9 protein-coding genes are annotated in these 14,039 nt (G+C 68.3%); all 9 read right to left on the bottom strand.

Going from position 1 to position 14,039, the window contains the following annotated elements; genetic code table 11:
- Window positions 1-121: 121 nt before the first annotated feature.
- Entirely contained in the window at window positions 122-4,180 is a 4,059-nt protein-coding gene (locus WYM_RS12200; RefSeq protein ID WP_237739408.1) for a carbohydrate-binding protein, read from the bottom strand.
- A gap of 108 nt (window positions 4,181-4,288) precedes the next feature.
- Window positions 4,289-5,881 (bottom strand): family 43 glycosylhydrolase, encoded by a 1,593-nt coding sequence (locus tag WYM_RS12195; protein ID WP_019181125.1) that lies wholly within the window; start codon window positions 5,879-5,881, stop codon window positions 4,289-4,291.
- Between the two features lie 25 nt (window positions 5,882-5,906).
- Window positions 5,907-6,875, bottom strand: a complete 969-nt coding sequence (locus tag WYM_RS12190; protein ID WP_019181124.1) for a hydroxyacid dehydrogenase — start codon at window positions 6,873-6,875, stop codon at window positions 5,907-5,909.
- A complete protein-coding gene (locus tag WYM_RS12185) occupies window positions 6,872-7,768 on the bottom strand; it encodes a family 43 glycosylhydrolase (RefSeq protein WP_019181123.1) in 897 nt (298 codons plus the stop codon). The genes WYM_RS12190 and WYM_RS12185 overlap by 4 nt, the downstream gene beginning before the upstream one ends.
- Window positions 7,761-9,881, bottom strand: coding sequence for an alpha-galactosidase (locus WYM_RS12180; RefSeq protein ID WP_019181122.1), 2,121 nt, complete (start codon window positions 9,879-9,881; stop codon window positions 7,761-7,763). The genes WYM_RS12185 and WYM_RS12180 overlap by 8 nt, the downstream gene beginning before the upstream one ends.
- Window positions 9,878-10,615 carry a hypothetical protein gene (locus WYM_RS12175; protein ID WP_019181121.1) on the bottom strand — a complete coding sequence of 246 codons (738 nt, stop codon included), beginning with the start codon at window positions 10,613-10,615 and terminating at the stop codon, window positions 9,878-9,880. The genes WYM_RS12180 and WYM_RS12175 overlap by 4 nt, the downstream gene beginning before the upstream one ends.
- Window positions 10,612-11,505: a carbohydrate ABC transporter permease gene (locus WYM_RS12170; protein ID WP_019181120.1), complete on the bottom strand. Its 894-nt coding sequence runs from the start codon at window positions 11,503-11,505 to the stop codon at window positions 10,612-10,614. The genes WYM_RS12175 and WYM_RS12170 overlap by 4 nt, the downstream gene beginning before the upstream one ends.
- Window positions 11,502-12,536, bottom strand: coding sequence for a carbohydrate ABC transporter permease (locus WYM_RS12165; protein WP_026059773.1), 1,035 nt, complete (start codon window positions 12,534-12,536; stop codon window positions 11,502-11,504). The genes WYM_RS12170 and WYM_RS12165 overlap by 4 nt, the downstream gene beginning before the upstream one ends.
- A gap of 62 nt (window positions 12,537-12,598) precedes the next feature.
- Window positions 12,599-13,966, bottom strand: a complete 1,368-nt coding sequence (locus tag WYM_RS12160; protein WP_019181118.1) for an ABC transporter substrate-binding protein — start codon at window positions 13,964-13,966, stop codon at window positions 12,599-12,601.
- Window positions 13,967-14,039 lie beyond the last annotated feature (73 nt).

Genomic DNA, 14,039 nt, shown 5'->3' with positions numbered 1-14,039 from the left:
CGATGGAGCCGCGGCAGTTGTGACGACCGTGATCGCCTGCGAGTCACCGAACAACCATCGTGTGCTCCGGTAGTCAGCGGTCATACAAGGGGCCGGCCCTTGTCGTACCGGCCCCTGCTGCTCAGTACTCTCCGAGGTCCTGCCAAGGTCCTGACGGGTCACCGGGCTCCTGGTTGCGGGTCCACCACTTCGCTTTCCAGGTGCGACCGTCGTGGGCAATGGTCTCGTCCCCGGCGTAGACCCAGGAGAACGTCCAGGCTCGCACGTCTGTTCCGGCCGCCGGCACGGGAGCACCCTGCTCCATCCAACTGCCGTTCGGTGTCGAGCCAGGCTCCTGGTTTCGCGTCCACCACTGGGCGACGTAGATCGCGCCGTTGTGCGTGACCTCGTCGCCGGTGTCGTACACGGTGTTCGCCTCCCATGCGGGCGGCTGGGGCTCTACGAGCGTGAACGTCACGGTCGTGACGTTGCCCGCCACGTCGTAGACCTTGAGCTCGTTCGCCCCCATGACGGCACCGAAGACACCGGGCGCCAGGCCGTTCACATCCGACCACGCGTCGTCGACCAGGTCCTTCACGACACCGTTCACCTCGACGCGATCGATCAGTCCCTCGTCATGCAGCTTGAACGACACCTTCTCGTACGTGCCGTCGGTGCCGATGGTGAACTCGTCACCTGCTTTGACCGTGACGGTCGGCGCCGTGGTGTCGACCGCCGAAACGGTGCCGAACAGGCGCAGCTCGGCGACGTTCAGGATCTGGCCGTTGGCCAGCCGCACGTAGCGGTACGCGCCGTCATCGGCTACCACCCACTGCTGCCAGTCCAGCGTCTTCGCCGGCACGCGAGGCGTGAGGCGAGTCCATGTCTGGCCGTCGTCGGATCCCTCCAGCCGCATGTCGGCGATGCGCGAGATGCCGTACCCGTCCTGGCGCACGAGCAGCTCGGCACCCGACAGCGACACCTCGGTGCCGGCGCCGAAGTCCCAGACGTTGCCGTACAGGCCGCCGTTGAGGCGGGTATCCGACGCGGTGGCGGCATCCCCGTCGAACATCTTCGCGGTGTTCGCGGTCCACGCAGCGTCGGCCACCCCGTCCGGACGAAGCACCTGCGCCGCCCGGAACGCGTCGTCGACCACGCCCTCGTCCGTGGAGACGTAGAGCTTCGAGCCGTCGGATGTCGCGGAGATCGCATCCGCCTTTTCACCCTCGGGTGTGGTGAAGCCCACCTCGAAGGACACACCGCCCGCGGGGGCCGCCGGAGGCACCGAGACCGTGGCGAGCCACTCCCCCGGGTTGGGAGACGTCACCGATGCCGGCTGCCCGAGCAGTTCCACCGCGACGTCGGTGTTTCCGGCGTCGCCGGTCAGGCTCAGCTGGATGAGGTCACCGGGGACCACACGGCCGGCCACAGCATCGGGCGACGAGAGTGTGACGGTGTCCATCGCCCCCACCGCTTCGCTGCGTACGCCGTCGATCCTGATGTCGGCGATGCTCCAGATGCCCGGATAGGCGGGATCCGAGGGAACGCCCGGTTCGTCGACCTGGAGCTTCACGAAGCGGAAGCGCTCGGTGCGAACGCTCTCCCGCACGTCGATCCACTCCACAGAGGCGTCCTGCCCGGCATTGGGATGCTCGGTCAGCAGCGTCCATGTGGCGCCGTCGTTGGAGCCGTAGACGTTCGTTCCCTCCGCACGGTTGGTGAAGGAGTCGCGCGCCTGGATGCCGAACCTGTCGGCGCGCAGTCGGAACGCCGACCCGAAGTCGAAGACCACAGAGGCGACGCGCTGGTCTCCCCACGTGCTCTGGTTGTCGCCGTCGGTCAGGGCGCGCAGCTGCGGGCCGGTGAGCGACGGAGCAGTCACGAGCTTCGGGAAGTCGAGCGTGCCGTCCGCGAGTTGCGGGTTGAGCAGCTCCAGTGCCGCGACCGCGTCGCTGAGCTCCTCGAGCAGTGTCGCGAACTCGGAAGCGTCTGCAGTGGCGAGGGCGTCCTCTGCTCGCGTGCGCGACTCCGCCACGGCCCCCCAGCTCGCGGAGGTGTACATCGCCTCCTCTTCGAGGCCGTCGACAGCCTCGTCGATCGCCGCCTGCCGCGTGTCCGCGACGGTGACCGTGACCGGGAGCGCCGTGACGGTTGTGCCGTCGGACGCTGCGATGAGCATCTCGGCCGTTTGGGCCTCCTCCGGCGTCCAGCTCAGCCGTCCCCCGCTGAGCTCGGCACCCGCCGGCGCGTTCTGAAGCGACAGGCTGACGTCGCCGTCGTCCGTCACCTCGAACGATCGCGTCCAGGGTTCGCCGGCCACCGTGACGGCGTCGAACGCGGGGGCATCGGCGAACGCGGGCGGCGTGAGCACGCCGTTGGCCTGGGCAAGGACTCCTGCGACGTCGACGTGCGCGTCCGATCCGGTCGCCTGCAGGAACAGGATGTTCTCGCCGATCGCGCCGGTGGTCTTGTCCTGGTGCAGATCGAGCCAGACATGGCGCCACTCGCCCGCGGTGTCGGGCAGCACGATCTCGGCGAACGGGTCCTCGATCGACGTGCGCGACGCATGCAGCCGGGCGACGCCGTCGCTGCGCACCTTGATGCCGACGAGAGAGGTCTTGGTCCGGTCCGACCACACCGCGCGCCGGACCGCGAGCTCGGCGTCATCGGCAGCCGCGTCGAGTCGGATGAACTCCGTCCCGTCGTCGGTCTGCAGTCGCTGCGCCCCGTCGCCGAGCGTCGTTCCGAAGGTCTCGACAGAGAGCTCGGCACTGTCGGCCACCGGCGGGACCGAGGTCTCGACCTCGGCCAGCTCCTCCGGGAACGCCACCCAGTATTCCGCGGCGGTGTAGTCCGAGCCGCGGTCGTTCCAGAAGTTCGAGACACCCGATCCGTAGTAGTAGAGCGGTCCGTCGCGGTGCTCGTAGAGCTCGGCGACGTGCGGAGCCTCGGCTTCAACGTCGACGTCGGCGACGAAGCGGTACTGCAGGTACGTCTCCGACATCGGATCCTGCAGGCGACCCCGGTACGCCTGCGAGATCGTGCCGCCCTCGGTCGCCGGGACGAAGGGGATCTCCTCGCCCATCATGAAGGACGAGAACATCTCCGCGCCGGCGAGTATGCGGTTGTCGAGGAAGTGGTACGGCGAGACGGCGTTCGCGTCGGTCGACACCGTGCCGTCAACCGGATCGATCCTCGTGCCCTGGTTCTCGACGATGCGCGCGAGCGCCACCAGGATGTCGACGTCACCTTGACCGTGAGCCTGGTCTCGCAGCATCTCCATGTGCTGCACGAACGGCTCGCCGGTGGTGTTCCGGGGGTCGTCCGCCGGGATCTCGCGGAAGATCGCGGCGAGCGCTCCGTTCACGTCGCCACCGAAGAGGTCGTGCTCGCTCTCGTAGCCGGCGTTCACGGTGAACCACTCGACGCGCTCGGCGTAGAGGTCGGCGTCGTCCAGGAAGATCGCGGCGGCCACCATGCCGATGACGCCGTACAGGTGCTGGTTCCACAGCCGGTTGTTGGAGTACAGGAAGGTCTCGAGCACCGGACGGGCGAGATTGTCTTCGATGCGCTGCTGGTCGGTGTCGGTCCACCGCAGGTCGTACCCGTCGAGCGTCTCGTTCGCCGGTGTGGTGGCGCGCAGCACTTCGGCGGCGATCAGCATGTAGTAGAGCGGCACGCCGGTGTGGATGTGGGCGTCCGCGAAGTATGCGTACTTCGCCGGGTCGAGGCTGCTCCACGTGCGGAGAACGTGGAGCGCGTTCGCGCGGTACTGCTCGTCACCGGTGACGACGTACTCGAGGGTCTGCGCCATCGCGCCGAGGCTGTCGCGCAGCGCGCTGGACCGCATCCCCGCGTCGGAGTAGGCGTCGTTCTTCGGGGTGTCGGTGCCCGGCTGGGCGTTCTCGGCACGGAAGTCGCGTGCCGCGTAGCGGGTCTGCGTCATCGCGTCGTAGTAGCTCGCCCACGGGTCAACTCCGCTGAGCACCTGTGCCCGCATGTTCTCGAGGTGATCGGCCGTGAACCCCACTCCCGGGTGCGCGAAGCCCGCATCGCTGACACTGCGGACGATCTCCGGGGGTGACGGCGCTTCCTCCGCCGCGGCGGGCTGAGCGGCGATCAGGGCGCCGGCGGCCGCCAGGGCTCCTGCCGTCACCACGCCGATCATCCGGTGCATCCAACGTCGTTGTTCGATCTTCATCGATCTCTCTCTCGTCTCCGCAGCCCTCGTGGGCGGCGGTCTTCCTGACTTGGATAGCGTTTGCCAGTTAACGATGGCGTCATCGTCGCCTGACGTCAAGGCCTTATTTCAGCGCATGGACTGCGGCGTGAGGCGGACGCGCGCGCTGTCGACATCGACCACCCAGCCGCGGCCATCGAGGTCGTCCGCGCGGACGCCGAAAAACATCCCGGTGAACCGCAGGCGCGGCCCGTGGTCATCGGAGAGCGTCCACGCAGGGAAGGCATCCGGCACGTCGTGCCACTCCCCGTTCGCCGCGGCGAACGCGCACCGAAGCTCCGGTCCGTCGAGCGACATCCGCAGCCGAAGGGGGCCATCGGGCGCCGTGAGGGCCTCCGAGCGCGTCGTCGTCGCCCCATCCCTGCGAACGACGCGCAGATGGCGACGGTTCGCAGCGTCGAACGTCACCTGCAGCCAGATCCAGCCCGACCTGTCGTACCACGCGATCGGTCCCGCGGCCTCACGACTGGTGCGCGGCTCAGCGTCGAGCAGGATCTCGAACTCGGCGCGATGTTCTTCGACACGTGTCACGATCATCGACTGATCGAAGACGGATGCGGCGGAGTGACCTCCTCGCAGCCTCAGCCATCCCGGCCGCGCGCCGAGATCCGCGACCGCGGGTGACAGGGCCGCGCGCAGCGCCGACCAGCGCCGCGAGTCCAGCGTCGGGCCGTCGAAGTCGTCCACCCATTCGCGGGCGCCGGGCTCGGCATCCATCGTCGTCTCCGGCTCGCGGCCGACGGAGACGTCGACGCTCGCGTGGTGCCCCGGCTGGGCGAGACGCAGCCATCCCTCCTCGTCGAACACGACACGCTGGAGGCAGGTCTCGCGCCCCAGTGTGGAGTACCGCTCGCCGAGGTGCAGCGTCGGTCTGCTGGCCAGATGAACGAGCAGCCAGTCCCCGTCAGACGTCTGGACGAGTTCGCCATGACCCGCCTTCTGCAGCGGATGCCCCGGCGCGTCGCGCGTGGTCAGCACGGCCTCGCGCGCATCGCGCTCGTACGGGCCGAGCAGAGTGCGGGACCGCGCGACGGTGATGCCGTGGTTCCAGCCGGTGCCGCCGGCGGCGATGAGGAGGTGGTACCCGTCGCCGATGCGATAGAGGTTCGGGCCTTCGACCAGCGAGTCCTCGCGGTAGATCACGGTGGCCTCGCCGGTGGTCCGCCGCTCGTCAGGAAGATACTGCTCGACGACCAGCCCCGAGAAGGACGGGTGCTCGGGCCTCTGGTCCCACTGCACGCCCACGATCCAGTGGGTGTCGTCGGTGTCGTGGAAGAACGAGAAGTCGAACCCGCGCGAACCGAGGTACACCGGCTCGCTCCACGGGCCCGCGATCGACTCGGCCGTGACGAGGAAGTTGTCGATGTCCTTGTCGTCGCCATCCATCGTGCGCACGATCGAGTACGCGAGCCAGAAGAGGCCATCGGAGTGCGAAAGGCTCGGCGCCCACACCCCACCGGAGTCGGGGATGCCGCGCAGGTCGAACCCCTCGTCGAGGGCGTGCCCAATGGTCGTCCAGGTCACGAGGTCCGTCGAGTGATGCAGCCGCACCGCGGGGTGGTACTCGAACGTGCTCGTCGCGATGTAGTAGTCGGCACCGACCCGGAGGATCGACGGGTCGGGATTGAATCCGCGCAGGATGGGGTTTCGGATCGTCGGCACGGCTGCTTCCTCGTCGCGGATACGGTCAGGGGTTCATCGGGTGCGCGAACGGCTGCCCGGCGACCAGCAGCTCCACCTCGGCGAGCGCGGCGTGGCCGAGGCGGCGAAGCTCGTTGCCCATGGAGCCGGCGAGATGGGGCGTCAGGAACACGTTGGGCAGTGTGTACAGCGGATGCCCCGGCTCGAGCACATCGGGGTCCGTGACGTCGAGGACCGCGCGCAGTCGGCCGCTCTGGAGTTCGGCGACAAGCGCGTCCTGGTCCACGAGGGCGCCGCGCGCGGTGTTGACGAGCGTCGCGCCGTCCGGCAGTGCGGCCAGCACGTCACGCGAGATCATGCCGATCGTCGACGGCATCTCGGGCGCGTGGATCGAGAGGATGTCGCTGCGCGCGGCGAGCTCGGTGAGATCGGGAACGAGCTCGACGCCGAGCCGCGAAGCGGTCTCGGCGGTGGCGTACGGATCGTAGAGCAGCACGTGCACGTCCCCGCCGGCGAGGTTCTCCATCACGAGCGTGCCGATCGCCGAGGCGCCCACGATGCCCACGGTCGTGCCGTAGAGGCCGGTGCGGGGAAGCTCCTGCTCCCGGTCGACGAAGCGCTGCTCCGCGGAGTACAGCCGCGATGCCCAGAAGGCGTCCTTGGCCGCAAGCGTGATCATCGCGAGCGTGAACTCCGCGACCGGAACCGCGTTCGCCGCCCGCGCCGAAGAGACGAGGATGCCGCGTGCCGTCGCGTCGCGATCCAGGAAACCGATGCCGCCGCCCCAATGCACGATCGCCCGCAGCGCCGGGAACGCGTCCAACTCGTCGGTGCGAACGAAGGGGACGCCCCATCCGGTGACGAGGAGTTCGATCTCGGACGCCCTGGAGATCGCTGAGAGCGCGGTCGCGGCATCCGTCATATCGATCTCGAGCAGCTCTTCCAGCCGAGCCCGCTCGTCCGCGCCGAAGACGAACGGGACGAGCGCAGGGTCCATCAGCAGCGCGGCTCTCATGCGCCGTGCTCCTCGATGGTCCACGCGTCGCGCCATTCCAGGTGCACGCGTCCGTCCTCGATGCGCAGGGGCAGCCACACCGCGGGCGACTCGGCGAGGAGGGCAGGGTTCCACCGGTCGCCGATGTAGACGTAACCGTCGCCGACGGGGGCGACCACGCTCACCTGCGACTCGAAGGTGTTCGCGCCCGGGGGCGCGATGGGCTGCCAATCCTCCCAGGTCCCCTCGAGTGCGGGCGCGCTCGTCCACATGTTGTCGTTCATGTTCCAGCCGGTCAGGTCCGAGCCGAAGAGGTAATAGCGGCCATCGTGCGCGACGAGGGTGGGCGACTCGTAGCCGATCTCGGGGTGCGCCTGCTGACGAAGGGTCGCCACCACCGCCTCGACAGCGAGGTAGTCGTCGCGCAGCCGGTAGATGTGCAGTCCGTTGTCGCGGTCTTCCGAGAGGAGGTAGCCGACGCCGCCCTCCTGGAAGACTCCGATGTCGCGGCTGAGATTGCCGAGCGGCCGCTCGCTGGCCACGTACTCGAAGGGCCCCTCGGGGCGATCCGAGACCGCATAGCCGACGCGCGCGAACCCGTAGTCGCCGGAATCGATATGGAGGAACATCACCCAGCGTCCATCGGCACGCTGCAGCACCTTCGGTCGCTCGACGATGCGGTCTGGGCCGATGTCGCCGTCCGCCGCGGTCAGCGCGTCGCCCTCGTAGCGCCAGTTCGCGAGGTCGGCGGACGAGTAGCAGGCAACGGCGGTGAAACGGTCGCCGGCGGTCTTGTCCTCGCCCCAGGCCAGCCAGCGGTCCCCCACTCGCTGCAGGCCGATGCCGTGCAACTGCGCGGTGAGGCCGCGGTCGTCGGTGAAGACGCGGCCGGGCGTGATCGTCCGGTCAGCCACGGTTCACCCGCAGCACACGCGCGCCGATGCCTGCCGGCGTCGTCACCGACAGTCCGCCCGTCGTCGGGAGGAGACCCCACGGCGCCCCGTCGGCGGGGAAGAGCACCTCCGCTTCACCGACGCCCGGCAGCAGGAACGACGCGGGCGCATCCGTCCGATCCCACACGAACACGAGGTCCTCGGTGGCCGACCGCAGGCCCAGGCTCACGGTCTCCGCGCTCCACTCCGGAAGACCCCGCGGCCAGAACGGCACGGTCTCCGTCAGATCATCGCGCAGGGACTTGTGCAGCGAGACGGCCTCGGCGATCCGCGCGCGCTGGTCGGCACGCAGGTCGTCGAGGAACCCCGACAGGTACAGTCGGCCACTCAGGCCCGTCACCAGCGAGAACACCGTCTCTTCGTCGTCCATCTCACGGGCAGGATATGCCCAGTTGCCGCACTGCTCGGGAAGGATGGACGCCGGCGCCGAGGCCGCGATGGGCGGATACAGCCGGAAGTCCTGCTGATCGCTCGTCGACTGCAGGTGCGTCACCGCCAGGAGCGAGTAGTCGGCCCGCATCGCGCCCGAGCTGCAGTTCTCGATGCGCAGGGACGGATGCCGCTGCTGCACGCGCACGAGCCAGTCGCGGAACGCGCGGGTGTGCGCGAGCAGCCCGTCGCCTGCGCCGGCCGCGTTGTGCTCGGTGCCGGCGCCGGGGTTGATGTTGTAGTCCAGCTTCAGGTAGCTGATGCCGAACTCCTCGACGAGGTGGTCGACGGTCGCGTCCAGATGAGCACGGGCGGCAGGATGCCGGAAGTCGAGGTGATACCGGCTGTGCTCCTGCACGCGCCGGCCGTGGCGCTGGAAGAACGCCTCGTCGGGAAGCGTCGCCGCGGCCGGACTGTCGACGCCGACGACCTCGGGCTCGAGCCACAGCCCCGGCGCCATGCCCAGCCGGTGGATCTCGTCGATCACTCGCTTCATCCCGCCGCCTGGGAACCGGGATGCCGCCTCGCGCCATTCCCCGACCGTCGACCACCAGTCGCCGACGGCCGGGTCGGCGAACCACCCGGCGTCGATGCAGAACACCTCTGCGCCCGCCTCGGCGGCTCGGCGCACGAGCGGCATCAGCTTCTCGGTGCTCGGCTGGCCCATGAGGGTGTTCATGAAGTCGTTGTAGACGACCGGCAACTCCTGCTGCTGAGCCTCCCCTCGCAGCCAGCGTCGGTAGTGGGTCAACTCCGCCACAGCGCCCTCGACCGCGTCGGCAGATACCGCGACCGCCACGGGGACCGCCGCAAAGATCTCCCCCGGCAGCAGCTCGTGCGCGAACTGATGCTCGAGATCCGTGGGACCCAGCAGCGACAGCACGCCGCCGCCGAGGGTTTGGCACAGGTCGACATGCCAGCCGGCGCTCGCCTCGATCTGCCACATCAGCGCCTCGCCGTCGCTGCGTGCGAGGTAACCGCACGGCACGTGCTCACCGCTCGACCACGCGCCATGACTCGTCAGGCTCGCGTGACCACGGCCGTCCTGCCCGTGCAGGTCGAGCGAGAGCTCGGGCAGCACGTCGCGCACCGGGATCTCCCGCCACCGGTTCTCGGCCAGCCACTCGCCGGCCGCGGTCCCCCACTGGATCTCGTCGAGGTCCCGGGAGTCCGCGCCGAAGCCGATCGTGGCCGACGCGATGGCCGTGACGACGACCGGCTCGCGTCCGGCGTTGCGGACCTCATGCTCGATCCGGACCGCGCGGGCAGCGGTCGGCGCGGTGACCGTCGTGCGCACCTCCAGCCCGCTGACGGAGTCCTGCTGTACCACGATCGCTTTGCTGGCGCCGGCTTCCGTCACCACGTGGGATCCCTGCACCCGCAGCCGCTCCCCGACCGCCGACCGCCAGTAGGCCTGGCTCGTCCGGGCGCGCTGTTCGGAGGCGCTGAACACCTCGACGAGACCGATGGCATCGCGTCCGGCGAGGGTCGACGTCGGCACCACCAGCGACAGCGGCGCGTCGAGGCTCCAGCGCAGTTCGAATGCGCCCACCGGCGCACGGTGCGTGACGGCGGAGTCCTCGAGGATGGTCGTGCCGGCGGGGTCGGCCGCCGTGGTCGTGGTGTGAGGGAAGGTGTCGGTCACGAAGTCGGTCTCGTCTCGTCGGTCACGGGAAGACGCAGGGCGTCGTTGCAGATATGGACGGCAGCACCCAGCAGTGCGGGCAGGAAGAGGGCTACCGGTGCACCGATGAGCGGCAGCGTGGCGATACCCACCCCGAGGACGATCAGCAGCAGCCAGCTCAGGGCGATGTGCGGGCGTCGTGCGACCGCACGCGCGGCGAGCGTGAGCGTCTCGATGGGCCGAAGCGACGTCGTCGCCCCCGCCGACACCACGCACACCGAGATGAGCAGCACGACCAGAACGGCCGCGGCGCCCGCGGCGAACAGGAGCATCGCGTCGGAACCCCCGAAGAGGGCGAGGTCGTAGCCGAGCAGCAGCACGATCGCACTGGAACCCACCGCGGCCCACGCCAGGGTGCGGCATCCACTCCTCAGCGATACCCAGAACAGGCGCCCGGCTTGCGCGTCCGCGCCTTCATCGATGAGGCGGCGAGTGCTCCGCAGCAGCGCGAAGATCGCCGGTGCGAGCGTGAGCAGCGAGGCCGCGCCGAGCCATAGCGCGAGATGGGTCGGCTGCCAGCCGATCACCAGCTGGAAGAGCACCGCCGGGACGAGGCACACGAGGAACGACACCGACACGATGAAGTACCCGAAGACAGTCAGCGTCGTGGTCGCGACGCGGCCGTCGAGCGCGAGGAGCGCACGGACGCGAGAGCCGACGCCGGTCGGACGCCCCGGGGCGGGCGCGGCGGTCATCCCTTCACCGCCCCGATGGACATGCCCTTGATGAAGTACCGCTGGAACGCCGCGAAGATCGCCACCGACGGGATGATCGCCAGGATGGCGCCGGTGTAGATCAGCTGCCACTGCGAGGTGAGCAGACCCACCATGCGGTTGATCGCGACGTTGATCGTGCCCGCCGACGACGAGTCGAGGAACACGAGCGGAATGAAGAAGTCGTTCCACAGCCCGAGCGCCTGGATGATGACGAAGGCCGAGGTGACCGGGAGGAGCATGGGGAACACGATCGACCAGAACGTGCGCAGTCTGCCGGCGCCGTCGATCGAGGCCGCCTCCTCCACCTCGATCGGGATGCCCTTGATGAAGCTGCAGTACAGCAGGATGCCGAAGCTCGCGGCCCCGCCCAGATGCACGAGGATGACACTGGTGAGGGTGCTGTAGAGCCCAACGTCGTCGAAGCCCTTCACGAGGGGGATCATCCGCACCTGGAACGGGATCATCAGACCCGCGATGAACAGGATGTAGACGAGTCGCGACGTGCGTCCGCCCACGCGCTCGATTCCATACGCCGCCATGGGCACGATCGCCACGAGGAGCACGACGGTGACGACGGTGATGATGAGGGTGTTGACCAGGGCCTCGCCGTAATCGGTCTGCTGGAACAGCTGGATGTAGTTGTCGAGCGTGAACTGCGTCGGCAGCCCCATCGGATCGACGGTGATCTCGGCGTACGACCGGAACGAGTTCAGGAGCGCGTACACCACGGGGCTCGCGACGATGATCACGAGCGCGGCGAGCACGACCATCACGACGATCTCGCCGGGCGTCCACCGCTTCCGGTCGCGTGCGGGGCGACGCGTCGCGCGCCACTTCGGAGCGGTCAGCAGCTCAGTCTGGGTGCTCATGCCTGGATCTCCCTCTTGCGCATGTACGCGTTCGCCGCGACGGTGCTCACGATGACCACGAGGAACAGGACGATGGCGGCGGCGCTGCCGAAGCCAGCGCGGTACTCCCCGAAGCCGACCTTGTAGATGAAGAACGCCATGGTCTCGCTGACGAAACCCGGCCCGCCCGAGGTGAGGACCATGACCTGGTCGAAGATGGTCCAGCCCGCGATCATGGCGAGCGTCATGTTGACGGTCACGGCACCGGCGAGCATCGGCCAGGTGACGTGACGGAAGACCTGACGGCTGTTCGCGCCGTCGATGCGCGCCGCCTCGACCAGATCCTGCGGCACGGACTGCAGGTTGGCCAAGTAGATGAGCGTCGTGTTGCCGCCGAGGGTGAAGCACGTGATGAAGAGGATGACCCAGACCACGATCTCGCTGTTGCCGAGCCAGTCCTGCGCCCACTCGGGCAGGCCGATGTCGCGCAGGAAGACGTTCACGGCGCCGAAGTTGAAGTTGAGGAGGTACTTCCAGATCGTCGCGAGAATGAACCCGCTCACGAGCGCGGGAAGGTAGACCGCCGTACGGAAGAAGCCCTGCCAGTGCCCTAGCTTGTCGAGCATGAGGGCGACCGCGAGCGAGATCACGTTGATGATCACCGCCGACCCCAGACCGAGGATGAGGGTGTTCTTGACGGCGTTCCAGAATCGGCCGCTGGTGAGGATCTCCTCGTAGTTGCGGGTGCCGACGTAGTCGTAGTCGGGGCTGATGCCGTCCCAGTCGGTGAAGCTCAGCTGCAACGACTGCAGGGAGGGGATGATCACCATCAGCAGGTAGATCACCATCGCCGGGGCGATGAATGCGAGCATCGCCCAGCGGGCCTTGCGGAACCGGCGGGTGCGCCGCACCTGGGCCTCTGGTCCGGTGGGAACGAACGAGACGTCGTCGCGCACTCCCTCCGGCGCTCCTTCGAGCGGCCCTTCCCCGGTCAGCCCTACCGCGGTGCTGACCACCTGCGTCTGTCCTTGCGACGCGCTTTGATCCGTCATGAAGAGCTCCTCGGCTCCGTGATGGTGGTGCCCGAGCGACGCCCGGGCACCACCGGCGTCGGTCAGCCTGCGGCGACCGTCTTGTCGAATTCGGCCTGCACCTTGGCGATCGTGTCGTCGATCGACGACTGACCGTCCTGCAGCTCGATGCGTGCCTGACGGAAGAAGGTGTTGAAGGCGCTGAAGGTGCTCAGGTTCGACACGTTCTCGTACCACGCGAGGTTCGGGTTCTCGAGCAGTGCGAAGTAGTCCGCGGCGCCGGGGATCGACGTGTTGCGCTCGATCTCGTCGGCGGCGACGATGTTCGGCGCGAGCCAGCCGTTCTCCTCCATGAGGTTCGCCGTGTCGACCTGGTAGAAGAACTCGAGGAACTCCACCGCCGAGTCGAACTCGGCCTCGTCCTCGGCCGCCTGGGCCGAGATCGCGAGCCCACCGGCGGTGTCGCCGTTGACGGCGTTCTTCAGCACGTTGATCGAGCCGTCGTCTGCCGGGACGATGAACAGGCCCGCGTTGAAGTCGTCGTCGACCTTGTTGATGTCGTTCAGGCGTCCGATGCCGGCAGAAGAGGTGGCCATCACGGCCATGTCGTTGACGAGCAGCGTCGTGGTCTGCGCGTCGGCGGTCGACTGCCAGCCCTCGAGCACGTACTGGTCGGTGATGTCGACCAGCTTCTGCAGCGGCTCGCGCAGGTCCTCGATGGTGGCCTCGCCGTTCTCAGCCGCGGTCCAGAAACCGCCGGCGTCGCCGTACTCGGCGAAGTACGGAGACGCGAGCTGCTTCCAGAGCTGATCGCTCGGCCACACCTCGGCCGCCGCTGTCGCGAGGGGCACCTGTCCGTTCGCCTGGATCTCGTCCATCAGGTCGATGAAGTCGTCGTACGTCTCGGGCACGTCGAGGTCGTTCTCCTCGAAGTAGTCCTTGTTGAAGACGATGTTCAGGCCGATCTCGCCGTTCAGGGCGCTGTACGGCACCGTGTAGACCTGGCCGTCCGACGCGCTGCCGACCGCCTCGGGCTCGATGAGCTCCGTCACCGACTCGGGGATCGGCGCCAGCTTGCCGGCGTTGATGTACGTGAGGGTGTCGCGCATGTCGACGACCGCAGGCCAGTTGCCCGTGGCATCCATCGTCTTGAGGGCCGTGGCGTAGTCGCTGCCTGCCGGAAGCGGGTCGAGCTCGACGGTCGTGGTCTCGCTCTGCTCGTTGAAGGACTCGACGACAGCGTCGACGACCGAGTTCCAGGTCTCGTCGCCGGTCGCGTACAGGAACCGGATGGTGGTCTTCTCCGCGGCTCCGCCGCCGCCCTCTTCGGAACCGGCGCTGCAGCCGGCGAGCACGAGGCTCGCAGCGACGGTGCCGACGACCCCGGCGGCCACGAACGAAGCGCGGCGGGTGCGGCGATGGACGGTCGCGCGCGTCATTGCGTTGTGCATGTGATCTCCCTTGATGTGTGCCGGATTGCATCCGTCCACGCGAGCGTACAACAAAGTGGACAACGTTTGCCAC

The sequence above is a fragment of the Microbacterium yannicii PS01 genome (assembly GCF_000304335.1).
Lineage (GTDB): Bacteria > Actinomycetota > Actinomycetes > Actinomycetales > Microbacteriaceae > Microbacterium > Microbacterium yannicii_A.
Note: the sequence above shows the minus strand (reverse complement) of the source record. Positions and strands in the feature narration are given on the sequence as shown.

Excerpts from the sequence above, each read along its gene's own strand:
- WYM_RS12200 (WP_237739408.1), bottom strand. The coding sequence starts at position 4,180 with ATGAAGATCGAACAACGACGTTGGATGCACCGGATGATCGGCGTGGTG.
- WYM_RS12190 (WP_019181124.1), bottom strand. The coding sequence starts at position 6,875 with ATGAGAGCCGCGCTGCTGATGGACCCTGCGCTCGTCCCGTTCGTCTTC.
- WYM_RS12175 (WP_019181121.1), bottom strand. The coding sequence starts at position 10,615 with ATGACCGCCGCGCCCGCCCCGGGGCGTCCGACCGGCGTCGGCTCTCGC.
- WYM_RS12170 (WP_019181120.1), bottom strand. The coding sequence starts at position 11,505 with ATGAGCACCCAGACTGAGCTGCTGACCGCTCCGAAGTGGCGCGCGACG.
- WYM_RS12165 (WP_026059773.1), bottom strand. The coding sequence starts at position 12,536 with ATGACGGATCAAAGCGCGTCGCAAGGACAGACGCAGGTGGTCAGCACC.
- WYM_RS12160 (WP_019181118.1), bottom strand. The coding sequence starts at position 13,966 with ATGCACAACGCAATGACGCGCGCGACCGTCCATCGCCGCACCCGCCGC.